Source organism: Embleya sp. NPDC005575 (assembly GCF_040605455.1).
Taxonomy (GTDB): domain Bacteria; phylum Actinomycetota; class Actinomycetes; order Streptomycetales; family Streptomycetaceae; genus Embleya.
The window spans coordinates 1-22,943 of sequence record NZ_JBEXCV010000142.1 but is presented as its reverse complement, the minus strand read 5'-3'; the positions used below and the strand labels follow the sequence as shown (position 1 = coordinate 22,943).

General features: G+C 71.7%; 21 protein-coding genes. 7 read left to right on the top strand and 14 right to left on the bottom strand.

Annotated elements, in window-relative coordinates:
- Positions 1-301: 301 nt before the first annotated feature.
- The 3 genes from ABZS54_RS33425 (at position 302) to ABZS54_RS33415 (ending at position 3,141) form a co-directional block, all read left to right on the top strand.
- Positions 302-1,192, top strand: a complete 891-nt coding sequence (locus ABZS54_RS33425) for an SIS domain-containing protein (RefSeq protein WP_355544744.1) — start codon at positions 302-304, stop codon at positions 1,190-1,192.
- Between the two features lie 43 nt (positions 1,193-1,235).
- Positions 1,236-2,168, top strand: coding sequence for a hexose kinase (locus ABZS54_RS33420; protein ID WP_355544741.1), 933 nt, complete (start codon positions 1,236-1,238; stop codon positions 2,166-2,168).
- Positions 2,169-2,283: 115 nt separating this feature from the next.
- Positions 2,284-3,141, top strand: coding sequence for a class II fructose-bisphosphate aldolase (locus ABZS54_RS33415; RefSeq protein WP_355544738.1), 858 nt, complete (start codon positions 2,284-2,286; stop codon positions 3,139-3,141).
- Between the two features lie 139 nt (positions 3,142-3,280).
- On the opposite strand, the gene ABZS54_RS33410 is transcribed toward ABZS54_RS33415, so the two are convergent.
- The 8 genes from ABZS54_RS33410 to ABZS54_RS33375 form a co-directional block, all read right to left on the bottom strand.
- Complete coding sequence (locus ABZS54_RS33410; RefSeq protein ID WP_355544735.1) at positions 3,281-4,660, bottom strand: cytochrome P450; 1,380 nt, start codon at positions 4,658-4,660, stop codon at positions 3,281-3,283.
- Entirely contained in the window at positions 4,657-5,277 is a 621-nt protein-coding gene (locus ABZS54_RS33405; protein WP_355544732.1) for an ATP/GTP-binding protein, read from the bottom strand. The genes ABZS54_RS33410 and ABZS54_RS33405 overlap by 4 nt, the downstream gene beginning before the upstream one ends.
- Positions 5,258-5,557 carry a DUF742 domain-containing protein gene (locus ABZS54_RS33400; protein ID WP_355544747.1) on the bottom strand — a complete coding sequence of 100 codons (300 nt, stop codon included), beginning with the start codon at positions 5,555-5,557 and terminating at the stop codon, positions 5,258-5,260. The genes ABZS54_RS33405 and ABZS54_RS33400 overlap by 20 nt, the downstream gene beginning before the upstream one ends.
- Before the next feature lie 47 nt (positions 5,558-5,604).
- A complete protein-coding gene (locus ABZS54_RS33395; RefSeq protein ID WP_355544730.1) occupies positions 5,605-5,991 on the bottom strand; it encodes a roadblock/LC7 domain-containing protein in 387 nt (128 codons plus the stop codon).
- A gap of 17 nt (positions 5,992-6,008) precedes the next feature.
- Complete coding sequence (locus ABZS54_RS33390; RefSeq protein ID WP_355544728.1) at positions 6,009-7,484, bottom strand: ATP-binding protein; 1,476 nt, start codon at positions 7,482-7,484, stop codon at positions 6,009-6,011.
- Positions 7,485-8,488: 1,004 nt separating this feature from the next.
- Complete coding sequence (locus ABZS54_RS33385; RefSeq protein WP_355544725.1) at positions 8,489-10,423, bottom strand: phosphocholine-specific phospholipase C; 1,935 nt, start codon at positions 10,421-10,423, stop codon at positions 8,489-8,491.
- A gap of 337 nt (positions 10,424-10,760) precedes the next feature.
- A complete protein-coding gene (locus ABZS54_RS33380) occupies positions 10,761-11,399 on the bottom strand; it encodes a septum formation family protein (protein ID WP_355544723.1) in 639 nt (212 codons plus the stop codon).
- Positions 11,400-11,551: 152 nt separating this feature from the next.
- Positions 11,552-12,151, bottom strand: coding sequence for an ABATE domain-containing protein (locus tag ABZS54_RS33375; RefSeq protein WP_355544720.1), 600 nt, complete (start codon positions 12,149-12,151; stop codon positions 11,552-11,554).
- A 434-nt stretch (positions 12,152-12,585) separates the two neighbouring features.
- On the opposite strand from ABZS54_RS33375, the gene ABZS54_RS33370 reads away from it, so the two are divergent.
- Positions 12,586-13,110, top strand: coding sequence for a hypothetical protein (locus ABZS54_RS33370; protein WP_355544717.1), 525 nt, complete (start codon positions 12,586-12,588; stop codon positions 13,108-13,110).
- A 331-nt stretch (positions 13,111-13,441) separates the two neighbouring features.
- Here ABZS54_RS33370 and ABZS54_RS33365 read toward each other — a convergent pair whose 3' ends face one another.
- The gene (locus ABZS54_RS33365) at positions 13,442-14,233 is read right to left on the bottom strand and encodes an SDR family oxidoreductase (RefSeq protein WP_355544715.1); all 792 of its coding nucleotides are present in this window, start codon (positions 14,231-14,233) and stop codon (positions 13,442-13,444) included.
- Positions 14,234-14,457: 224 nt separating this feature from the next.
- Between ABZS54_RS33365 and ABZS54_RS33360 the strand changes: the two genes are divergently transcribed.
- A complete protein-coding gene (locus ABZS54_RS33360; protein WP_355544712.1) occupies positions 14,458-15,063 on the top strand; it encodes a helix-turn-helix domain-containing protein in 606 nt (201 codons plus the stop codon).
- Between the two features lie 61 nt (positions 15,064-15,124).
- Positions 15,125-15,823 (top strand): glycerophosphodiester phosphodiesterase, encoded by a 699-nt coding sequence (locus tag ABZS54_RS33355; protein ID WP_355544709.1) that lies wholly within the window; start codon positions 15,125-15,127, stop codon positions 15,821-15,823.
- 117 nt (positions 15,824-15,940) lie between these two features.
- Here ABZS54_RS33355 and ABZS54_RS33350 read toward each other — a convergent pair whose 3' ends face one another.
- The 4 genes from ABZS54_RS33350 to ABZS54_RS33335 all read right to left on the bottom strand — a co-directional run bounded on the left by ABZS54_RS33350 (position 15,941) and on the right by ABZS54_RS33335 (position 20,129).
- The gene (locus ABZS54_RS33350) at positions 15,941-16,174 is read right to left on the bottom strand and encodes a hypothetical protein (RefSeq protein WP_355544706.1); all 234 of its coding nucleotides are present in this window, start codon (positions 16,172-16,174) and stop codon (positions 15,941-15,943) included.
- A 177-nt stretch (positions 16,175-16,351) separates the two neighbouring features.
- Complete coding sequence (locus tag ABZS54_RS33345) at positions 16,352-17,851, bottom strand: MFS transporter (protein ID WP_355544703.1); 1,500 nt, start codon at positions 17,849-17,851, stop codon at positions 16,352-16,354.
- Between the two features lie 60 nt (positions 17,852-17,911).
- Positions 17,912-18,526 (bottom strand): TetR/AcrR family transcriptional regulator, encoded by a 615-nt coding sequence (locus tag ABZS54_RS33340; protein ID WP_355544700.1) that lies wholly within the window; start codon positions 18,524-18,526, stop codon positions 17,912-17,914.
- Between the two features lie 109 nt (positions 18,527-18,635).
- On the bottom strand, positions 18,636-20,129 hold the full coding sequence (locus ABZS54_RS33335) for an MFS transporter (protein ID WP_355544697.1): 1,494 nt from the start codon (positions 20,127-20,129) through the stop codon (positions 18,636-18,638).
- Between the two features lie 257 nt (positions 20,130-20,386).
- On the opposite strand from ABZS54_RS33335, the gene ABZS54_RS33330 reads away from it, so the two are divergent.
- On the top strand, positions 20,387-22,189 hold the full coding sequence (locus tag ABZS54_RS33330; protein WP_355544694.1) for a serine/threonine-protein kinase: 1,803 nt from the start codon (positions 20,387-20,389) through the stop codon (positions 22,187-22,189).
- Positions 22,190-22,267: 78 nt separating this feature from the next.
- Here the strand turns inward: ABZS54_RS33330 and ABZS54_RS33325 are convergent, their stop codons facing one another.
- A complete protein-coding gene (locus ABZS54_RS33325; RefSeq protein WP_355544691.1) occupies positions 22,268-22,792 on the bottom strand; it encodes a hypothetical protein in 525 nt (174 codons plus the stop codon).
- Between the last annotated feature and the right edge of the window lie 151 nt (positions 22,793-22,943).

Genomic DNA, 22,943 nt, shown 5'->3' with positions numbered 1-22,943 from the left:
CGTGGACGAGGGCGTGAAGCTCACCACACTGCCCAGCCTGGACCTGCCCGCACCACGCACCCCCGTCTCCGGCGGCCGGGCCCGGCCCGGCCGCTCGCGGCGGTGTCCCGCGCCGTCTTGGGGCCTCGCACGTCCGTTGGCCGTCTCACCAGGTGCAGATTTCGGGTTAAAGGGATGAATTGGGCTTCCGGGAGGTGCGCGGGATTGCTCATTCGTGCGTGAAACTGCTATCAAATGAATAGTTTCAAGCATGCGAGTGCAGCAGTGCGCAGGCCGCACCGCCCAAGGACCCGGGAGCGCCATGACGACCGTGAGCCACACCTCTGCCGAGATCGCCACCCAGCCCGAGCTGTGGGCGCGTGCCGCCGCGCGGGCCGCGGACTGCGCGGGACTGCCCAAGTCCGGCGAGCGGGTCGCGATCGTCGGATGCGGGACGTCGTGGTTCATCGGCCAGGCGTACGCCGTGCTGCGTGAGCAGGCCGGGCTCGGCGTGACCGACGCCTTCGCCGCCTCGGAGTTCCCCGGCGTACGGGACTACGACCGGGTGATCGCGCTGACCCGCTCCGGCACCACCACCGAGGTGCTGCGGCTGCTGGCGGACATCCGCGGCACCGTCGCGACGACCGCGATCACCGGTACGCCGGACACGCCGATCATCACCGCGGCGGACGAGATCGTCATGCTCGACTTCGCGGACGAACAATCGGTGGTGCAGACCCGGTTCGCCACCACGGCGCTCGCCCTGCTGCGCGCGCACGTGGGCGAGGACTTGGCCGCGGCGATCCGGGACGCGCAGACGGCCCTCGCCTGGGAGCCGGACCCGGAGTACCTGGCGGCGGAGCAGTTCACCTTCCTGGGCACGGGGTGGTCGACCGGGCTCGCCGCGGAGGCCGCGCTGAAGATGCGCGAAGCCGCCTGCGCGTGGACGGAGAGCTACCCGGCGATGGAGTACCGGCACGGGCCGATCAGCATCGCCGCGCCGAACCGGATCACGTGGGTGTTCGGGCCGGTCCCGGAGGGCCTCGCCGACCAGGTCGCGGCCACCGGGGGTACGTTCGTGGCCGGCGCGCTCGACCCGATGGCGGAACTGGTCCGGGTGCAGAAGCTCGCGGTCGCGGTCGCGCAGAGCCGGGGGTTGAACCCGGACGAGCCGAGGCACCTGACCCGGTCCGTGGTGCTGGACGCATCGTGAGGGACGGCATCGGCGACGCGGTCTTGGACGGGCAGGAGGCTTCGTGATCCTCACAGTGACGCCGAATCCGGCCTGGGATGTCACCTACCACCTGGAGCACCTGGAACGGCACGGCGCCAATCGCCCGCTGTCGGTCGGCGGGCGGGCCGGGGGCAAGGGCATCAACGTCACGCGCGTGTTGCGCTCGCTGGGGGTCGCGGTCGCGGCGGTGGCCCCGCTCGGGGGCGTGACGGGCGAGCGAATACGGGCCGACCTCGCGGCGGCCGACATCGCGTTGACGGCGGTACCGGTGTCAGGCGAGACCCGCTGCACCACCACGATCGTGGAGACCGGCTCGGGCGGCGCGACGTCGCTGAACGAACTCGGCCCCGCACGGACCGCGCAGGAATGGGCTCGGATGGTCGCCGCTGCGGCCGAACTCCTGCCCAATGCCTCGGTGTTGGTGCTGTCCGGGAGTCTGCCGCCGGGGGTTGCGGTGGGCGGCTACGCGGAGTTGGTGACGCTCGCTCGGGCGGCGCGGGTGCCGGTGCTGCTGGACGCATCGGGGCCGGCGCTGGTGGCCGGCGTCGCGGCCGGGCCGGACCTGGTCAAGCCGAACGCCGACGAGCTGGTCGCGGCGACGGGCGAGAGCCATCCGTTGCGGGCGGTGGCGCGGCTGCTGCGGGAGTCGCGCTCCGACACGGCGGTGGTCGCCTCGTTCGGTCCGGAGGGCATGGTCGCCGGGACCGGCGCGGGCTGGTGGCGGGCCGTACCGCCGGCCTCGGTCCATGGCAATGCCACCGGCGCGGGCGACGCGGCGGTGGCGGCGCTGGCGCGCGGGTTGGCCGAAGGCAGCCCGTGGCCGGACCGATTGCGGGACGCGGTCGCCCTGTCGGCGGCGGCGGTGGCCGCGCCGGTGGCGGGCGATGTGGACGCCGAGCTGTACCGGACCTGGCGGCCGAGGGTGCGGGTCGACGCGGTGGAGCCGCCGCGATGAGGAACGGCCGGGGGTCCTGCGGGACGCGGGCCGGTGCCCGGGTGGGTCGCGCGGGTTCGGACCCGGGCGGGCTCGGGGTTGATGGTGGTCGGGATCGTTCACGAGGAGAGATGACATGCCGTTGACCTCGACGGGGATATTGACCGACGCGGCGCGCGCGGACGGGGTGGGGGTTGCCGCGTTCAACGTGATCACGTTGGAGCACGCCGAGGCGGTGCTGATCGCGGCGGAGGCGGCGGGGCTGCCGGTCGTGGTGGCGATCAGCGAGAACGCGGTGAAGTTCCGGCGCGGGCGGCTCGGTCCGCTCGCGGCCGCGTGTCGGGTGCTCGCGGAGGAGGCCGCGGTACCGGTCGCGCTGCACCTGGACCACGTCGAATCGGTGGACCTGTTGCAGGCCGCCGAGGGGACCGGGATCAGCTCGGTCATGTTCGACGCGTCGCGGCTGAGCTACGCGGACAACGTGGCGGCCACCTCGGACGCGGTGGCCTGGGCACACGAGCGCGGGATCACCCTGGAGGCCGAACTCGGCGAGGTCGGCGGCAAGCCGGGCCATCCCGCGCTCGACGCGCACGCGCCGGGGGCGCGCACGGATCCGGACGAGGCCGCCGCGTACGTGCGGGCGACCGGCGTCGACGCGTTGGCCGTCGCGGTCGGCAGTAGCCACGCGATGCTGGATCGGACCGCCACGCTCGACCACGACCTGATCGCGCGGCTGCGCGCCGCGGTGGACGTACCGCTGGTGCTGCACGGGTCCTCGGGGGTGCCGGACGACGAGCTGCGGAGTGCGGTGGCTGCGGGGATGACGAAGATCAATGTGGGCACCGCGCTCAACATCGCCTACACCGGGACTCTGCGGTCGCGGCTGGTCGCCGAGCCCGGGAAGGCCGATCCACGCTTGGCGCTGGTCGCTTCGAGGGGGGCGATGGCGGATGCGGTCGGGGCCTTGTTGCGGGTGATCACCGGGGTGTCGTGAGCCTGGGAGCGTTCCGGGCCGTCCTCAAACGCCGGACGGGCTGATGTGGAATGCCGGATGGGTTGACAGGGAATGCGGGACGGGCTGAGGGGTTCGCGCTCTCAGCCCGTCCGTTCGTTCGGGCGTGCGTGTTCGTTCGTCAGCCGAAGAGCCAAGTGGTGGCGCGGGTCCACCAGTTGGTGGGTAGGAGGTCCATCGGTGGTTCCGGTGGGGTGGTGGGGCGGGGTGGGCGGGGTGGACGGGTCCATTCGGTGGGCTCCACCAGCGGGACCGGGGTGAACTCGACCGGTAGCGAGGTGAGGTAGCGGGCCCAGGTGGCCGCGTGCCAGGCCGGCGGGCGGTCGGGGTGGGCCAGGCGGATGTCGGGAAGCCGGCTGTTGAGTGTGTCGATCGCGGTGTCCGTGATGGCTCGGCCGATGTCCTGTCCCGGACACAGGTGCGCGCCGCCGCTGAACGCCAGGTGGGCGCGGTTGTTGTGGACCGGAACGGTGAGGTCGGTACGGATCTGCGGATCGACGTTGCCGGCCATCACGCCGAGTACGAGCAGGTCGCCGGCCTTGATCCGACGTCCGCCCAACTCGGTGTCGACCAGCGCCCAGCGTCCCGGGATGACCCACAACGGCGGTTCGTCCCATAGGACTTGCTCGACCGCGTCGGGCAGGGTCAACCGCGACCCGGCCAGCGAGGCGGCGAATCGATCGTCGCTCAGGACCACCCGCAGCGTGTTCGCGATCAGCGCGATGGTCAACTCGTTCGCCGCGACCATCACCAGCCGCAGGTGGTGCAGGACCTCGTCCTCGGACAGCTTGTTCGGGTGCTCGATCAGCCACGACGGCAAGTCGGCGGCCGGCTCGGCACGCTTGCGGTCGGCCAGTTCGCGCAGCGTCCGCAAAATGAACTCGTTGCATTCGAGCGCGCGTTCGCCCTGCATCATCAGCTCGGCGCTGGCCTCGACCAGACGCGGGCCCATCGCGTCGGGCAGACCGTAGAGCTGCGCGATGACCAGCATCGGCAACTGCTGCGCGTACTGGGCGACCAGGTCGGCGTGACCATCGGCCGCGATCCGGTCGATCAGTTCGTGGGCGAGTCGTTGGACGTGCTTGCGGATGCCGCGTCGGTCGAACCGGTCCAGACTCTCGGTGACCACGGTGCGCAGCCGCTGGTGCTCGGCGCCGTCGCTGGACACGCAGTCCGGGCGGTACTCCATGATCGGCAGGATGGTGGCGTCCGGCGGGATGCGCCCCTCGCGCCAGTCGCGCCAGTTGCGCGCGTCCCGGGAGAATCGGCTCGGCGTACGCATGACCTCCAGGTTCTCCCGGTAGCCCAGTACCAGCCAGCCCGGGAAGTCGCCGTCGACCAGGATCGGCGCGACCGCTCCGTACTCGGCGCGCAACCTCTCGTACGTGGCACCCGGGTCCGCGATCGTCTCAGGTCCGTACAACCTGGTGATGCCCTCGGTGGCCGTCGCGCCCGCGTGCGCGGGGCAGCCGGGCGGCGGAACGGGGGGAGGAGCGGTCATTGCGTCTCCCGGTACGTGGTGAGCGTGTAGAGGTATTGCATGAGGGCCATCAGGACGTCCCGGCTCGATCCCCGACTGCGGGCGTCGCAGTCGACCATCGGTACGGACTCGTCCAGGTCCAGTGCGCCGCGTAGTTCGTCCATCGAGTAGGCCGGCGACTCGGGGAACGTGTTGACCGCGACCACGAACGGCACGCCGCGATCCTCCAGCCGGCCCATCACGTCGAAGCACACCTCCAGGCGCCGGGTGTCGACCAGGACCACGGCACCGAGCGCGCCGTCGAACAGGCCGTTCCACAGGAACCAGAAGCGCTCCTGTCCGGGGGTGCCGAACAGGTAGAGCACCAGGCGCTCGTTGAGGCTGATCCGACCGAAGTCCATCGCCACGGTCGTGGTGGTCTTGGCCTCGATGCCCGCGAGGTCGTCGATTCCGACGCCCGCCTGGGTCATCGTCTCCTCGGTGGTGAGCGGCCGGATCTCGCTGACCGCGCCGACCAGGGTGGTCTTGCCGACGCCGAAGCCGCCGACGACCACGACCTTGACCGCAGCGGCGGCCGTCGCGGGCAGCATGTCCTCGGGGCGCGGCCCGGCGAGGGTCTCAGAGCCTTTGTAGTCCATGCATCACCGCCTTGAGCAGATCGATGTCGGGCAACGAAGCGGCCGGGATCGGTGCCCGGGCCTCGAGTCGATTCGTGCGCACCATGTCCAGCAGCACCAGCGTCAGTACGCTGGTCGGCAGCCGCATGTGGGCGGAGATCTCCGCCATCGACAGGGGCTGTTCACACATCCGCAGGATCGCGGCCAGTTCGGGAGCCATCCCGCGCTTCGGTTCGTGCTTGGCGACGAACAGCGTGACGAGGTCCAACCGGTTGCCGGTCCTGGGGTTTTCCCCGACCATGTACAGCCGTTCGGGGTGTGGATCGCGCCGTGAGCGCCGCGACACACTCACGGAAAGGCCCCGTCGCGGCGGGGCGGACTGGTCAGGTGTTCGCCGATCCGGATCACCAGGTCGCGCATCCGGTGACCGAGCAGGCCGGTGTCCACCTGGCCGTCGGCCAGCACCGCGAGATACGCGCCGGCGCCGGCTGCCATCATGTAGAAGTAGCCGCCGTTGACCTCGATCACGACCAGGCGCATCCGACCGTCGCCCTTGGGGAATTCGGACGCGATCGCGGCGGCGAGGCTCTGTAGGCCCGCGCACGCGGCGGCGAGCCGATCGGCGGTGTCCGCCGCGGTGTTGTGCTGGGCCATCCGCAGGCCGTCCGCGGACAGCAGCACGATGTAGCGCGTGAACGGCACGCTCTTCGCCAGATCGGCAAGTATCCAGTCCATGTTAGGTCGGTAGCCCGTCATCGATATCCCCCGTCGTCCCACGACTCATCCCCGGTCTCTGATCGCCGTCCGCTGGGCGGTAGTTCGCCGTTGATGCCACTGAGGAACGCGTCCAGGCCGAGTCCCGGCGGGGCGTCGTCGGCGCTCGGCGCGGCGGTCCCCGGCGTGGTTGCACGGTGCTCGCCGCGGGGCGCCGCGGCGCGCGGGACGGTACCCAGGCTGCGCCGACGGCGTTGCGGCAGCCCGTTCGCGCCCAACTCGGTGCCGACCGGCGTGTCGGTCATCATGTCGTGCAGGGACGGGAGTTCGTCCAGGTGCTGGAGGTGCTCCGGCATCGGGTACATCGGCGGCACGTTCGCGGTGATCTGGTTCTTGGGGATGACCACGACGGCCCGCACGCCGGAGTAGGCCGAAGGGCGCAGCATCACCTTGAAGTTGTTGGCGTGCGCGAGGCGGGCCACCACGGTCAGGCCCAGGCGCGGGGTCTCGCCCAGGTCGTTCAGGTTGAGCGCCTCACCGTCCAGGGACAGGATGCGCTCGGCCCGGCGGCGGGCCTCTTCGCTCAGGCCGACGCCGGCGTCCTCGATCTCGACCGCGATGCCGGTCTGCACCTCGGTGGTGCTCAGGTGCACGGTGGTCGAGGGCGGCGAGTATCGGGTGGCGTTGTCGAGGAGTTCGGCGATCGCGTGGATCAGCGGCTCGACGTGCTGGGAGATGACCGCGACCTCGACGACCGAGTGCAGCTTGACCCGGCGATAGTCCAGGATGCGCGACATCGCGCCGCGCAGCACGCTGTACATGCCGATGTCGGTTTCCCACTGGCGGCCGGGGCGGGCGCCGCCGAGCACGGCGATGCTGTCGGCCATCCGGCCGATCAGCGCGTTGCCGTGGTCGAGGTGCAGGAGGTCGCGGAAGACGACCGGGTCGTCGCCGTGTCGGTCCTCCATGTCCCGCATGTCCTGGGCCTGTTGGTGAATGGTGGCCTGAACACGGCGGGCGATGTTGACGAACGCGCGCTGGGCGGACTCGCGCAGGTCCTCCTCGGCGCTGACCGTGTCGATCACCGAACGGATCACATTGCGGTGCGCGACCGCGAACTCGGTCGGGTCGTTCGGTTGCGGGGCGACCTTGCGCATGACCTCCGGTACGGGTTCGCCGGCCTGGAGGCGGCCGATGGCCTCGGGCAGCAACTCCTCGGCCAACCGGGCCGTCTCCACCTCCTGCGCGGCGAGTCGGCGGCGCAGCCCGACCTGTTGTTGCTGGAGCCGCGTGTGCAGTTGAGCGATGATGCGCCCACGGCGGCCCGCCTCGGCGGCGCACACGGCGACGGCGACGGTCGCGAGTCCACCGCACAAGGCCACCGCGGGGCGAGCCTGGGAGGAGACCGCGGCCACGGCCGCGACCGCGCACACGGCAGTCACGAGGAGGGGGAGGACCCACGCGAGGGCCGGCCGTCGGCCTCCGGGGGACGATCCAGCGAGAACCATCGGCATCCTCGAAAAGTCGGAACGAATCGTGCGGGAGTCCTGCGGACCGCGCGGCGGGCTCTTTTCGGCCGCCGGCGGGGGTGTTCGGGTGGTCCCGTGCGGGCGGGGCAAAGCCTCGTCGGGCAGGGGAAGCACCGTCGCGGGCGCCAGGCTACGCGGACGGGTGGGGCGGATCGGGCGTGTGGCACACATGCCGCTCGAACGGGTGAATCGACGGGGATCGGGACATCGCTTGAGTCAAAAGCGATATTGCGTTGGGGTTGGCCGTGAGGCGGTTTGGGGCGGGCCGGTGGGCCTGGTTCGTGTTCGTGCTACTCGTCCGCTCCGCGGCCGTGCGGCGGTGTGTGTCGGTTCGGGTTGCACGTCCGCTTCGCGGCCCGGGTGAATGCGGCGCAGGTCGTGTTGCGAAGCGGCTGCCGCGTAGCGGCCCGAGCAACCCGTCGCGCAGCGAACGGATCCACCGGCCGCACCACCGGCCGCAGAGCGGACGGGCACCTCGTGGCGTCGGGCGTGATGACCACGCGGCCGGCGGCCGGCCTGCCGTGCGTCCGCCGCTTGGTTACCGCGCGGCTGCCCCGTGCTCCGACGCCGCGCCGCCCGGCTGCGTTGCTTGGTCGCCGCGCCGCTGCCCCGCGCCCCTCGGCCCGGCTACGCCGCTCCGGCCGCGCGCCCACCCGCCCCCACTCCGGCCCCCCGGCCCGGCCAACCCACGACTTCGCCCCTCCGTGCCGCCCACCCCCCGGCGCGTCAGCGCCCCCGGCCCGGCCAACCCACGACTCGCCCCTCCGTGCCGGCCGACCCCGGCGCGTCAGCGCCCCCGACCCCGGCTGCCCCAAGTGATCGACGCGCGAAGCGCGGAGAGCGGCGGAGCCGCAAACGTTGACTTCGTGGCCCGGAGCGAAGCGCAGGGACACGAAGTCACGAGCGAGGGGCCGCTTTTTCTTGGCGGAGCGAAGCGGGGGAAAGAAAAAGTGGTGCCTCGCGAGCCGGCGACGAAGTCGCCCAACAAGCTAGTACAGGCGGCCGGCGAAGCGGCGGGTGAAGGTGTCTTGGGTGTCGGCTGTGACGGTGATGTCGTAGTGGCCGGTGGGCTCGGCGGGTGTGGTGATGTGGCTGGTGGTGCCGGGTGGGACGAGGATGGTTCGGAGTGCGCCGGCGCCCTGGATCGTGAAGGTGAGGGGCGCGCCGCCGGAGTTGGTGAGGGTGACGTCGAGGACGCGGCCGGGGCGGTCGACGGCGGTGGCCTCCGGGTGGCCCTTGGTCGGGTCGGTCCAGGTGCGGACGTCGCCCTTGAAGCCGCGCAGGTAGCCGTCCGGGCCGTGTACGTCGATGTCGTACGGGCCACCGCTGACGCTCTGTGCGCCGAAGAAGTCCTCCACCGTTCCGCCGACCGGCACGGTGTACTGCCACGCGCCGAACTTGCGGTGGTTGACCGTGTAGATCGAGAAGCCCGCACCCAGCCTGCCGGTGTTCTCGATCCGGATCCACAGCAGGCCCTTGTCGACCTCGGTACGCGAGGACGTGGCGAAACCGTAGTCGATCGGCAGCGCCGGCCGATCGCCACCCTCCTGGACCGGCTGCCGCTGGACGATGGGCGGGATCAGCGGCGGCAACTTCCACTTCTGCTTGGCGAGTTCGTCCAGCAACGCACGCGTGTCGGGCAGTGACGGGAACGAGACGTCCTTGCCGGTGAACGTGAACGCGCTCATCAGGTCCCCGCATATGGTGCGCCGCCACGCGGAGATGTTCTCCTCGCGCACCCCGGTCCAGTTCTCCAGGAAGCGCAGTACCGAGGTGTGGTCGAAGACCTCCGAGCACACCCGGCCGCTGCGGCTCCACGGCGAGATGACGATCATCGGCACGCGCGGGCCGAGCCCGATCGGCGCGCCGGAGATGTATTCGTCGGGCGTGCCGGGCGGTGCGGTGGGCGGCACGACGTGGTCGTAGAAGCCGTCGTTCTCGTCGTAGTTGAGCAGGACCACCGTCTTGGCCCACACTTCCGGGTGCGCCGCGAGTGCGTCGAGTACGTAGGTCGCGGTGAAGTGCGCGCCCTTGGCCGGTGGGTAGTTCGGGTGTTCGGACTCCTCGGTGGGCGCCACGATCCAGCTCACCGCCGGCAGCGCGCCGGCCGCGACGTCGTCGGCAAAGGCCTTGGGGCCGCGCCGCGCCATGCCGTTCACATACAGCGGCGAACTCTGCGGCGCGGTGCGGAAGGCGTCGAACCAGGCGAGTGCGTTGTCGTCGTAGTTGTCCTCCTGCTGGTAGACCCGCCAGGAGATGCCCGCGGCCTGGAGCCGCTCCGGGTAGGTGGTCCAGCGGAAGCCCGGTTCGCTGTTGTCCACGACCGGCCCGCCGGCGCGGCCCGCCGGGTCCACGGTGCCGGTCCACAGGTAGAGGCGGTTCGGGTTGGTGGAGGCCATCGCGGACGAGAAGTACTGGTCGCACACGGTGAACGCGTCGGCGAGGGCGAACTGGTAAGGAATGTCGTTGCGTTGGTAGTGGCCCATGGTCAGCCACGACTTGGCCGGGATCCAGTTGCTGTACTGGCCGTTGGCCCACGCGCTGTGCCCGCCGCCCCACGAGTGGTCCAGGCCGGGCACCTGCTGGGCGTTGCTCGTTGCGGTGTCCAGGTGCCAGGGCAGCAACGTGGTGCCGCCGCCCAGGCCGAGCAGCCGCTGGTGCAGTACGTCGCCGCCGCCGGCGAAGCGGACCAACGAGCGGTCGCCGTAGCCGCGTACGCCGCGCAACGTGCCGAAGTAGTGGTCGAACGACCGGTTCTCCTGCATCAGGATCACCACGTGCTCGACATCGTCCAGCGTGCCGGGCGTGCCGGCGGTGGCGGCGACGGCTTCCGCGACGGCGGGCGAGAGACCCGAGGCGACGGCGAGCCCGGCGCCGGACGCGGCGGCAGCGCCGAGAAAGCCACGGCGGGAAAGGGGAGACACGAGGGCAGACCTCCAGGACGAGTCGACAGTCGAACCGGCCGAACCGACCGGAACGGGCGAATCGAGCACAGGCCGAACACAGGTCGAGTACACGTCGAACACAGACGGTGCCCATCCTGACGGTCCGTCAGCTGCCAGCGGGAGACCCTGGGGTTAACCGATGGGTAACTTTCTGGCGGCACGCACTCCGTCGCGATCCCCACGGGTGTCCCGCGCGGCCCCCGCGACGCGCCCGCGCCGCTCCGATGGTGCCGACCTGCCGTGCCCACCCATCCCCGTGCCCGCCCCTACGCCCCCGTCCGCGCCGCGGGCACTGCGCCCGCCGCGCTCGCCGCCGCTACTTCAGCGGAGCCGTGAGCGGCGCGTGGTCCGTGCGCTTGAGGAGGCAGGTCAGGTCGCGGTCGTTCTCGTTGATCCAACTGCCGGACGTGGGGCGCAGGGTGAGCTTGGAGAGTTGCAGGTTGCTGTTGCGTTCGGCGGCGCCGGAGACCAGCTCGGTGCACTTCTTGCCGGTGTCCTCCTGGAAGGTCATGCTCGTCGGCGACATGTTCGACGGCAGCGTGAACTCGCCGACCACCTCGGCATCGTGCGGCGAGGTGCAGACGACGGTGACGAGATCCTCGCCCTTCTCGTTGATGCACTCGCCCTTGTGCAGCTTGACCATCTTGACCCGGCCGGTGCTCTTGGTCGCGGTCCCGGACGGGGTGGCGGCGCCACCACCACCGGTGGTCCTGCCCGCCGACGGGTCGGTCTTGGCCGGCAGGGTCGGCGCCGGCGGCATGGTGATCATCGGGGGTTTGGACCCGGTGGAGCTCCCCTTGTCGTCCTTCTTCTTGTCGTCGTCCTTGCCGAGGCAGCCGGTGAGCAGCGTCGAGGCGACCAGAACGGCCACCGCGGCGGCGGACGAGCGGGCGACCACCCGACGGCGGCCCGGATGGGCGGCCGAGGACACACTGGAGAACCGGGAAACGCGCATGGGAAATCGAAGCCTCTCGCTGGGAATCGCCCAAAGTCTTTCGGAGGCGTTCGTTCCGGTCTTCAGGGGCTTCCCTTATCCCTGGCGTTTGCCCGCAACCTCGACAACCGGGGCGCGGTCATGTCCGGGGCGGGCTCACGTCCGGGGTGTGTTCAGATCCGGGGCGCGTTCTTCGTGCGCTGGTAGTGCCGGGCCACCCGGGCGCGGTTGCCGCAGCCCGCGGAGCACCATTCGCGGCGCGGGTTGTTCTTGACGAAGTGCAGCACGCACCCCGGGCCGTGACAGGGCCTCAGCTCGGCCCGATCGGGACCGGTGACCAGGTCGATCGTCGCGCTCGCCAACTCGGCCAGCACCGCCGCGATCGGCGCGGCCTCGGTGCGCGTGCTCGCGGTCGGCCAGGTCAGCTCGCGCCAGTGCGGGGCCGCGCGGGTGTACGCGTTGAGCCGGGTCGCTACGTCGGCGGCCGGCGCGGTGTCCGTCATCGTGGCCCGCAGCAGCGCGGCGACGCACTCGCGCAGGTCGAGCGCCGCCGCCAGGTCCGCCGCGTCCACCGCGAGCAGCGCGGTATCGGAGGGCGGGCCGGCCAGACGCGGCGCGATGTCGCGGAGCCAGGCGGCCAGGTGCTCCGGCTCGGCCAGGCCCTCCTGCGGCACGCCCCGCACCGCGTAGCGGGTGTTGGCAAACTCCACCGGGAGGGGCTCGCCGAGCAGGGGGGCGCCGCCGGGGTCGAGGTCCGCGATTCGTGTGCTCACGAAGCTAATGCTATCGGATGCTCTTATCCATGTGAATCGGCGCGACTCGGCGGCCTTGGATTCGTCCCGGCGGCCGGGGGGGTGGCCTCCCGGCGTGGGCGCGGCGAATGCGGCCGCGTGTGCGTGAGGTCGCACGCGCGGTGTGGTGTGACGAGGCAGACATCGACGCCCGATAGAGGATCGGGAGGGTTGTTCGAGGGCCGCGATCGACCCGAAAGCGCGGGATATTTGGGCGAGTTTGAGAGATATTGTGGCACCGTTTCGCCGGTGTTGGTCGAGGTGGGGACCGCGCCCGTCCGCGGCGGGCCGGCGTGTGAGGGGTGGGGCCAGCCCTACCCCAGGAGGGAAGTGGGCACCATGGGGAATGTGTTGCGCGATCCCTAGGTTTGATCCAGACGGGCCGACAGGGCTCGCAGGGGGTCAAGGAGAGTCACGTGAACAACCGCAGCCGGGTCGCAGAGCAGAACACCACTCAGCCGTCGACGCCCGGTACGGTCGCCTCCTTCGCTCGCTTCGTGGTCTTCGGTGGCGGTACCGGGCTGGCGTCCAGCGCCGCGCTCGTCGCGCTCTCCGGGCACCTGTCGATCGCCGTCGCCAACGCGGTGGTCACCGTGGCCGGCACCATCCTGGCCACCGAGTTGCACAGCCGGTTCGCCTTCCGGGCGGGCCGCGCCGACCTCAAGGCGCACTTCCAGGCGGGCGGTTCGGCAGCGGTCGCCTACCTGTTCACCACGGCGGCGATGCTCGGCCTGCACGCGGTCCAGGCCGCGCCGAGCATCCTGGTCGAGCAGGGTACCTACCTGGCCGCCTCGGGCGTCGCCGGACTGGCCCGGTTCGCCTTCCTGCGGCTCGCGGTGTTCGCGGCCCCCAAGGCCAAGGCCAAGGCCGGGTCGACCGCGACCGTCACCGCCACCCGTACCCGCGCGCTCGGCCGCGACGCACTGGTCGCCGCCGCCTGACCGAAGCTCGAACCCGGGTCCGCCCCACGACTTCCGACCGAAGACGTGGGGCGGACCCCGTCTTTCGCGCCGAGCCTCGTCGCGCAGGACTCCTGTCGTGCCGGACCCCGTCGCGCAGGACTCCGCATCGTGCCCGACCCCGTTTCGCGGCAGACCCTATTCCGTCGGCAGCCCCGACTCGCGCAGTCGACGGCGATGCGGCGGCAGCAGCAGTACCCGCGGTGTCGTGGGCGCCGGGCGCGACGGGCCCTCCTTGGGGATGGCCCCGTCGTACCCGCGGTGTTCGGGGAAAGCCCCGTCGCCCCCGAGGGTTTCGTAGCCTCCGGTCGGTTCAGGCGGCCTTGAGCGCGCCGCCGTCGACGAGGTGGTCGGTGCCGGTCACGCTGCCGGCGAGCGGGGAGACCAGGTAGGCGACGGTGCTCGCCACCTCGGCGGGTTCGATGAAGCGACCGGTGACCATGCCGGTCGCGCCGGGGAGGGTGGCGAGCAACTGTTCGTGGGACAGGCCCATGGACGCCGCCAGTTGGGCGCCGTAGCCGTCCGACGCCTCCCATATCGCGGTGCGCACCGCGCCGGGGGAGACCGTGTTGACCCGGACGCCCTGCGGGCCGAATTCTTCGGCGAGGGCCTTGCCGAACGCGGTCAGCGCGGCCTTGGCGGTCGTGTACGGCACCGGCCCGCCGTGCGGTGCCCGGGCGCCGAGCGAGGAGATGTTCACGATCGCGCCGTGCGCGTCGATCAGTGCGGGCAGCGTGGCGCGGGTGGTGCGAACGGTGGCCAGGAAGTTCAGCTCGAACGAGGCCAGCCACTGCTCGTCGGTGAAGCTCAGGAAGCCGCCGGTCTGATCGTTGCCGCCCGCATCCCCGCCGCCGACGTTGTTGACCAGGATGTCGAGCCGGCCGAACTCGGCGGCGGCGCGTTCGGCGAGTCGGATCGGTCCGTCGGGACGCGTCAGGTCGACGGACATGCTTCGGGCGCCGGTCGCGGCCAGTTCCGGCGTGATGGTGCGGGCGGCGGCCAGGACGCGCACGCCCTCGTCGACGAGGGCGGACACGATCGCCAGGCCGATGCCTCGGCTTGCGCCGGTCACCAGGGCGGTCTTGTCGTCGAGGCGCAGGTCCATGGGGGCTCCCTTGTTACGGACTGAGTGCTGTGCGCATTGAGTGCTGTGCGCATTGAGTGGGGTGCGAATCGAGTGCTGTACGAGCCGAGTGATGTGCGACAAGTGCTGTGCCAACCAAGTGCTGCGCTCACTAATTGGCTCTTGGTTGATGCCATTAATCTAGAAGATGCGTCACTGATGTTGCAAGTAAAAGTTGAGTGGCGACTCTGTCGTACAGTTCGGGGGTGACTTCCAAGGCAGGCGGGGCCAGTGACCGGGTGCGACCGCTGCGAGCGGACGCCGAACGGACCGTGCGGGCGATCCTGGAGGCGGCCGAGCGGGTGCTCGGTGCCAATCCGGCCGCGACGATGGAGCAGATCGCCGAGGCGGCCGGAGTGGCCAGGACGACGGTGCACCGTCGCTTCGCGACCCGTGAGGCGTTGATCGTGGCGATGACCGGGTGGGCCACGCGCCAGTTCCACGACGCGGTGACCGCGGCTCGTCCGGACGCCACGCCGCCCGCGGTCGCGCTGTACCAGGTCACCGCGAACGTGCTGCGGGTGAAGATCGCGTGGGGCTTCGCGATGAACGCGCTGCGCACCGACGACCCGGAGGTGGCGCACGTGCACACCGACGTGCTCGACCGGTGCGACCGGCTCTTCCGGCGGGCGCGCGATGCCGGACTGCTGCGGCCGGACGTCGACCTGGACTGGACCCGACGCGTCTACTACGCGCTGATCCACGAGGCCGCCCAGGACGACCGGGGCGAGGACGCGGACGTGCTCGCGACCCGGATCGTGGACACCTTGCTGCGCGGATTCGGCATGCCCGACGGCCCGTCCGCGCGATGAGGCCGGGTCGTCCGACCGGCGTGTACGGTGTGCCCGCCGGTCCCCGATCGAGAGGCTTGTCGTGACCCTGGCCGTGGCCCACCGAGGCGACCCCCGGCGCTTTCGGGAGAACACCCTGCCCTCGCTGGCCAGTGCGCTGAACCGGGGCGCCGACCTGGTCGAGATCGACCTGGAGGTCACCCGGGACGGGCATCTGGTGCTGTTGCACGACGCGACGCTGCGCCGGCTGTGGTGGCGCAACGCGCACGTGCGAGAGCTGACCCTGGCTCAGGTCCGGGAGATCGGCCGGCGGCGCGGGAAGTATCGGGTGCCCAGCTTCGATGAGGCGTTGGAGCTGATCAAGGGCACCAAAGGCGGATTGATGGTCGACTTCGGCGAGATCGAACTGGCCGAGCCGGCGGTGGAGGCGGTCGCCCGGCACGGGTTGAACGAACAGATCCTCTACGTCGGCGGCCCGGTGGCGATGAGCCGGGTGCGCGAGCACGCGGCCCACGCGCACATCGGGCTCAGCGGCGACTCGCTCGCCCGGGTGCCGGAAGCGGCGGTGCTGCGCGACCTTCGACCGGAGTACATCAACCTGCGCTGGCGTGCGTACGACGCGGCCTCGGTCGCTCGCTGTCACGCGGACGGGTATGGAGTGAGTGCCTGGACGGTGGATTCGCCGCGGGTGATGCGCCGGTTGATGGACATGGGCGTGGACATGATCATCAGCAATCGCATCGGTCGGCTGCTCGACGTGCGGGCGGAGCGGCAGGGCTGAGCGGGAGCCGCGCGGGGAGGCCGCGCGGGCGTGTTCCGGCTCGCGTTCCACTACCTCCGGTTCGCGTTCCACTACCTGGGCGAGTAGCGGCGGGCTCGTCGGCAGCGGGCCGCTCCGTCAGTCCGACGCCGGATTCGGCCGGCCCGCGCGGAGGAGTTCGCGCGCGTGGCCGATCGCGCCGCGTGTGTCGGGGAAGAACAGCGGTCCGTCGAGGCGGAACACGGCGATTCGGCGGTTCGGGTGCGGGCGCGCGGCCCCGGCCTCCGCCCCGGGTTCGGCCTCGCCCCCGGGTTCGGTCTCGGTCTCGTCTGTGGGTAGCGGTACCGGCTCCAGCCGGGCCGAGCGGGTCACCTGGTGAGGGCGACTTCCGCGGTGGTGGGCCCGCCGAGGCCTTCGTGGACGCGGGCGGGGGTGGCGGCGGATGTGGTGGGGTGAGGGCGACTTTCGCGGTGGTGGGCCCGCCGACGTCTTGGCGGACGGGCGCGGGGGCAGCGGCGGTTGCCGTGGCGGGGCGACCGCCGGGTGGGGTTACATGTGTACGACGGGGGCCGCGTCCGGGTCGGTGGTCGGGGCACCGGGGCGGAAGAGGAGGGCCGTGACGACCAGGCCGATCGCAAAGAACACGGCGGACCAGCGGTAGGCGGTCGCGTAGCTTTCCAGCGCGGCGTGGGCGAACGCATCCGGGCTGGGTTGACGGTGCTTCAGATAGTCGGATCCGGCCGTGGCGGACAGCGTGCTCAGAAGTGCGACGCCCACCGAACCACCCACCTGCTGCACGGTGTTGACTGCGGCGGAGGCCACCCCGGAGTCCTCCGCACGGACGCCGAAGGTGGCCGCGCTCATGCACGGCGCGATCACCAGTCCCACGCCGGCGCCGAACATGATCAGGCCGGGCATCAGGTCGCCGGCGTACATGCTGTCCAGATCCAGGCGGGTCAGATACAGAAGTCCCAGGCCGGCCAGGCCCATTCCGGTCGGCACGATCGGCTTGGGGCCGAAGCGGGGCATGAGTACCACGGTCGCACTGGTCGCGGTGATCATGATGCCGAACACCATGGGCAGGAACGCCAGTCCGGTCCGGACCGGGCTGTAGTGCAGGCTCTGCTGCATGTAGTAGGTGAGGAAGAGGAACATGCCGAACATCCCGGCGCCGGAGATCAACATGCCGAGCAGCGCGGCGCCCCGGTCGCGGTCGACGACGACCCGAAGCGGCAGGAGCGGATTGGCGACGCGGCTCTGGATCCGGGCGAACACGGCCAACAGCACGACGGCGGAGATCAGGCAGCCGTAGGTGAGCGGGTCGCTCCAGCCGTCGCTTTCCGCCCGGGAGAAGCCGTAGACGAGGGCGAACAGCCCGGCCGAGACGGCCAGCGTGCCGGGGAGGTCCAGGCGGGGGCGGTCGGCGGCGGCTTCGTGCCTGCCGAGCAGGAGCACACCGCCGACGATCGCGGCGCCGGCCAGGATCAGGTTGACGTACAGGCACCAGCGCCAGTCGAGGTGCTGGGTCAGCAGACCGCCCAGGAGCAGCCCGACGCCACCGCCCGCGCCGGCCACGGCGCCGAACACGCCGAATGCCTTGGCACGTTCGGCCGGGTCGGTGAACGTGGTGGTGAGCAGGGACAGTGCGGCGGGCGCGAGGAGGGCGCCGAAGACGCCCTGGAGCGCGCGGGCGGCGACCAGGACCTCGAAGTTCGGCGCGGCGCCACCGGCGGCGGAGGCCAGGGCGAAGCCGAACAGGCCGATCAGGAAGGCGTTTCGGCGGCCGAACAGGTCGGCGATCCGGCCGCCGAGCAGGAGCAGGCTGCCGAACGCGAGGGCGTAGGCGGTGACCACCCACTGGCGGTTGCCGTCGGAGAAGCCCAGGTCCCGCTGTGCGGACGGCAGGGCGATGTTGACGATCGTGGCGTCCAGGACGACGGTGACCTGCGCGAGCGCGATCACCGCGAGGATCAGCCAGCGGCGGGGAAGGGCGCCGGGGCCGGCTGCGGTTGGTGGTGGGACGGTGGAGGCGGCGGTGCTTTGTGGCATGGCGATGCTGCTCCTGTCGGGTGGAAGGAGACGCGCGTCGGGCGGCCGGCGGCCGGCGGGTCAGGGCTGGCGCAGCGCCGGGAGGACGACGGCGTCGATGTAGCGGTGCAGGTATTCCTCGTCGGCGACGCAGCCCTCGACCAGCGGCCGGCCGGTCACCGCGCCGATGAGCAGGTGGGCCAGTAGGCCCACCGCCGGGTTGTCCGGGGCGAGTTCGCCGCGCGCGACCGCTCGGGTGAGCACCTGGTCGAGCACCGAGGATTCGGGCTCGACGATGGTTTCCCGTACCGCCAGGCCCAGTTCGGGGTCGCCCAGGATGGCGTGCGCGACGCTCGCGAGCAGCGCGGTGTCGGGGGCGGCGCCGTACGCCATCCGGCGCGCGGTCTCGTGCAGGTCGCCGCGCAGCGAACCGGTGTCCAGGCCGACCAGGGACATCTTCTTGTTGTGCCGCAGCGCCGCCGCGACCAGGCGCGGCTTGCTCTGCCATTGGCGGTACAGGGTCGCCTTGCTGGCCTTGGCTCGCGCGGCGATGGCCTCCATGGTCAGGGCGGCGTAGCCCGTCTCGCGGAGCAGGTCGACCGTGGCCGTGTACAACTCGGCCTCGCGCTCGGGGGTCAGCCGGGAACGCCGGTTGGTGGGTGCGGAGTCGGTGGTCCCGGCCGAATCGGTGTGCATGCGCGCGTACCTCGGTTGGCGAAACGATGGCGTTTCGATAACCGTAGGGGTGGATCAAGCGAAACGCAAGCGTTTCGATAAGTGCGGAAGACGTGGCGACATACGGCCGTTACGCGTCCTCGGCCGGGGCGACCGTGCGCGAGCGCGGCGAGAACAGAACGGCGGTCGCCACCAGGGCGAGGGCGAGCAGCACGCCGGTCCACTCGTACACCGGCGCGAGCCGGGCGGCGACGCCGGCCGCCGGCGGCTTCATCGGATTGGGCCCCCACTCCCGGGCGCCGTTCAGTCGGAACGCCTCCACCGTGGCGCGGGCCAGTACGGACACCCCGATCGCGGCGCCGAGCACATACGCCCCGATCGTCGCCCCCGCGCCGGCGCCCACCGCGCGGACGCCGTCCACGGCCACGCTCACACACGGTCCGAACGCCAGGCCGGCGCCGAATCCGATCAGGAGCAGCGCCGGGACCACATTCGTCCGGTACGAACTGTTGTGGTCCAGCGCGTACAGCAGCACGAAGCCGACGCAGCACAGGCCCAGTGCGATCGGCACGATCGTCTTGGCACCGACGCGGCGCAGCAGCAGGCCGGCCGCGAGCGGCGCGGTGAGCAGCAGCGGCAACACCAGCGGCAACAACCGCGGCCCCACCTGGGACGGAGTGAGCCCCGGGCCGCCGTCTTGCAGGTGGACCGCCACGAAGCGGACCGTCGCGACGGTGGCGATGCCGCATACGGCGAGACCGAGCAACGCCGCGCCGCGATCGCGGTTCAGCAGTATCCGCGGTGGCAACAGCGGGGTGGCCGCGAGCGTTTGCCGACGGGCGAGAGCAGCCGACAACACGCCGCCGGCGGCCAGGAACAGCCACGCCGTCGTGTCCAGCCCACCGTGCGACTCGGCCCGCAGGCAGCCGTACAACACGCAGCCCACGCCGACCGTCGCGGCGAACGCGCCCGGCAGGTCGAAGCCCGGGATGGGAGAGCGGGCCGGCTCGGGGTGCCGGGCGAACAGCCTGAGCGCGCCGAGGGCGAGGGCGAGGAGCAGGACCGCCTGGGCGGACGGCAGCGCCCGCCAGTGGCCGTGCGCCGTGGCGGCGCCGGCCACGAGCATGCCCAGGCCGCCGCCCGCCGCGGTGACGCCGGCGTGCAGGCCCAGCACCCAGCCGCGTTCGGCGCGGTCGGTGAAGGTCGTGGTGAGCAGGGCCAGGCCGGCGGTGAGCACGAGTGCGCCGAATCCGCCCTGGAGCGCCCGACCGGCGAACAGCGGGACCGGGCCGGTGGCGGTGCCGACCACGAGCGAGGCGCCGGCGAGGCCGATCAGCCCGATGCCGAACGTGCGGCGCGGGCCGACGAGATCGGCGAGCCGGCCGGCCGGCAGCAGCAGCGCACCGAGCGCGAGCAGGTGCGCGCGACCCACCCACACGACGTCGTCCGGATCGATCCGCAGATCGGCGGCCGACGGCGCCGGGACGGCGTCCGGCAGCGACGCGGCAAGGACGACGGGCAACTGGGCGAGCGTGACGACGAGCAACAGCCACCAGCGGTACCCGCCGGCCGGGGCGGGCGGCAGGGACGCGGTGGGCGGGGTGACGGTGCGGTCGAGTGCCATGACGCCTTCCGGCTGTGGCTGACAGGACTGGGCGAGGACGATCCGCGACGTTGCCCGGCCCGACTCGGGACCGGAACGACCGGCCGGGTGGGCCGGATCGGGTCCGGTCGATTCGACCGTGCCTCGTGGATCGGAAACGCTCCGTGCTTCCCCCGCTGCGACGAGTCCCGGCCCGGACTTGGTTCCCGACGAGGGATCTGCCCACGATCCGGCCGCCGATTGCCGGGATGGGAGTCCGGATTTGTAGGGTGTGCCGCATGACCCCGGGTACACCTGGCAGACGCGTGATCGACGGCCGCTTCGAGTTGCTGGAGCGGCTCGGTGGTGGCGGTATGGGCTTGGTCTGGCGGGCTCGCGATCTGGCCCTGGAACGCGAGGTGGCACTCAAGGAGGTCCGACCGCCCGACCCGGCGCTGTTGGAGGACGACCCAACCGCCGCACGGATGTTGCGCGAGCGGGTGCTGCGCGAGGCCAGGTCGTTGGCCCGGCTGAACCACCCCAACGTGGTGACGATCCATCACATCGTGGACGCCGCCGAGGTTCCGCACCCGTGGCTGGTGATGGAACTGGTTCCCGGGGGCTCGCTGCACGACCGGCTGGCGAGCGGCCCGATCGCGCCCGCCGAGGCCGCCGCGATCGGCCGGGGCGTGCTGTCCGCGCTCAGTGCCGCGCACGCGGCCGGCATCCACCACCGCGACGTCAAGCCGGGCAACGTGCTGCTGCGCGGCGACGGCAGCCCGGTGTTGACCGACTTCGGCATCGCCGCGCTGCGCGAGTCGACGAGTTTGACCGCGACCGGCGACCTGATCGGCTCGCCCGAGTACATCGCACCGGAGCGGATCCGCGGCGAGGAGGACAACGCCGCATCCGATTTGTGGTCGCTCGGGATGATGTTGTACGTCGCGGTGGAGGGGGGACACCCGCTGCGCCGGGCGACCAGCCTGGCCACGCTCGCCGCGGTGTTGACCGAGACGGTGCCCCCGCCGATCCAGGCGGGCGCGCTGGGCCCGGTGCTGGACGCGTTGTTGGTTCGCGACCCCGCGGCCCGGCCGGATGCGGCGCTGCTGGACCGGCTGTTGGCCGAGGCGGCCGGCGAGCCCACCGGGCGGCCCTCCTCGCAGCACACCACGTCGGCGCTGTCGGTCGCGGACGCCCTCACCTGGCAGCCGGCCGACCTCGGCGGCGGTCGCGCGGCGGCGGGCGGACCGGCGGAGGACGGACCGGCCTGGTCGGGCGCGGACCGGGTCGGCGCGGACGCGAACTCCGGCGCCTGGCAGATCCCCTCGACCCCACCACCGCCGTCCGCCCCGCCCTCCTCGCGCTACGGAACGCCGTTCACCCCCGCCGAACCCACCTCGCCGGACCGGCGGCGCGCGCGCCGGGTCCGAATCGTCACCGGCTCGGCGATCGGCACCGCCCTGGTCGGCACCTTGGTCGCGGTGATCCTGGTGTTGCAGTTGCGCGACTCGGGTTCGGATCCGGGCGCGAGCGCGGCCGGCGCCGGCAAGCAGGCCACGAACAGCGCGGGCTCCACCCGGTCACCGGACGCGCCGGCGATCCGGGTGGACGAGACACCGAGTCGGCCGTCGGCGACCCGCACCACCAAGCCGGCCGCGGAAACGGTGAACCTGCTCACCCCGACCGCCATCCGCGGCCTGATCGCCGCGATGGCCCCGACGATCGGGGGCACCAAGGTCAAGGAACTCAGCATCTACGACAAGTACGCCGCGATAGAGGCGCCGGTCGCCGGCAACGCCCGCCTGTACGACCGCTTCTCCTACCGCGACGGCGCCACCACGAAGAACCCCGGCTCCGGGAGCACCGACCGCGACGACAAGACCATCGACCTCGCGGAGGTCAACTGGGACGCGCTCCCGGCCCTGATCGCCAAGGCGGACAAGGAACTGGGCATCACCACGCCCAAGTCCCACTACGTGAACGTGGACCTCGGGCTGATCGACCGGGTGCCGTCGCTGAAGATCTACGTGAGCGACGACTACGGGTCCGGTTATCTGCGGGCCGACTTGAACGGCAAGGTCGTCAAGATGTATCCGCGCTGAGCGGCGCACCCGGGCAACACCGCGACGGCCGAACGCCGCCGGGCCGCTCACGGCCCGGCGGCGCGCACGCTCGCCGGGTCAGCGGTCGTAGCAGAGCACCCGCGCCTGGCCCGCCGCCAGGTGCGCGTAGGTGTCGCCGTTGCCGTCCCAGTCCTGGCCCCGGTTGACCATCCGCAGCACGACCTTGCCGTCCTTGACCGGCAGGCTCACGCCCTGGATCCAGGCACCTCGGTGGGCGGTCTGGTCGACAGTGAACGTGGAGCGCACCGGGGCGGAGCCGCTGTCGGTGTCCAGCACCTGGTAGAACGCGGGCTTGCCGGCCGCGTCGCGCCAGGTCGAGCCGCCGGGGACATACACCTGCACCGAGCAACTCTTCGCCCTGACACCGGCGTTCCAGGTCCATACGGCCGCGATGCTGGAGTCGTCCTTGGTTTTGGACCCGGACATCGGGATCGCCCAGAAGTCGTCCCCGCACCCGGCCGTGCCCAGCCCGCCGCTGCCGACCTTGTACCAACCCTTCTTGCCGTCGCTGTACTCGCCCTGCGCCCGGAACCCGGCGCCCGAGTTCGAGCAACCGAGGCCGGCGTAGCCGTTGTAGACCATCTGTGGACCCTGAGCCGGCGCGACCGGCGGCTTGGCGGGCGTGGTCGGCGGCGAAACGGGCGGACGAGCCGGCGACGTGCTGCCGCCGCCCGTCGCGCCGGCTCAGGGTCCACAGATGGTCTACAACGGCTACGCCGGCCTCGGTTGCTCG

What these genes read in the sequence shown, in the direction of transcription:
- ABZS54_RS33395 (WP_355544730.1), bottom strand. Translation starts at nt 5,991, where the DNA reads ATGGACTGGATACTTGCCGATCTGGCGAAGAGCGTGCCGTTCACGCGC.
- ABZS54_RS33335 (WP_355544697.1), bottom strand. Translation starts at nt 20,129, where the DNA reads ATGGCACTCGACCGCACCGTCACCCCGCCCACCGCGTCCCTGCCGCCC.
- ABZS54_RS33345 (WP_355544703.1), bottom strand. Translation starts at nt 17,851, where the DNA reads ATGCCACAAAGCACCGCCGCCTCCACCGTCCCACCACCAACCGCAGCC.
- ABZS54_RS33410 (WP_355544735.1), bottom strand. Translation starts at nt 4,660, where the DNA reads ATGACCGCTCCTCCCCCCGTTCCGCCGCCCGGCTGCCCCGCGCACGCG.
- ABZS54_RS33390 (WP_355544728.1), bottom strand. Translation starts at nt 7,484, where the DNA reads ATGCCGATGGTTCTCGCTGGATCGTCCCCCGGAGGCCGACGGCCGGCC.
- ABZS54_RS33415 (WP_355544738.1), top strand. Translation starts at nt 2,284, where the DNA reads ATGCCGTTGACCTCGACGGGGATATTGACCGACGCGGCGCGCGCGGAC.
- ABZS54_RS33330 (WP_355544694.1), top strand. Translation starts at nt 20,387, where the DNA reads ATGACCCCGGGTACACCTGGCAGACGCGTGATCGACGGCCGCTTCGAG.
- ABZS54_RS33400 (WP_355544747.1), bottom strand. Translation starts at nt 5,557, where the DNA reads ATGGTCGGGGAAAACCCCAGGACCGGCAACCGGTTGGACCTCGTCACG.
- ABZS54_RS33365 (WP_355544715.1), bottom strand. Translation starts at nt 14,233, where the DNA reads ATGGACCTGCGCCTCGACGACAAGACCGCCCTGGTGACCGGCGCAAGC.
- ABZS54_RS33425 (WP_355544744.1), top strand. Translation starts at nt 302, where the DNA reads ATGACGACCGTGAGCCACACCTCTGCCGAGATCGCCACCCAGCCCGAG.
- ABZS54_RS33380 (WP_355544723.1), bottom strand. Translation starts at nt 11,399, where the DNA reads ATGCGCGTTTCCCGGTTCTCCAGTGTGTCCTCGGCCGCCCATCCGGGC.
- ABZS54_RS33325 (WP_355544691.1), bottom strand. Translation starts at nt 22,792, where the DNA reads ATGGTCTACAACGGCTACGCCGGCCTCGGTTGCTCGAACTCGGGCGCC.
- ABZS54_RS33405 (WP_355544732.1), bottom strand. Translation starts at nt 5,277, where the DNA reads ATGGACTACAAAGGCTCTGAGACCCTCGCCGGGCCGCGCCCCGAGGAC.
- ABZS54_RS33340 (WP_355544700.1), bottom strand. Translation starts at nt 18,526, where the DNA reads ATGCACACCGATTCGGCCGGGACCACCGACTCCGCACCCACCAACCGG.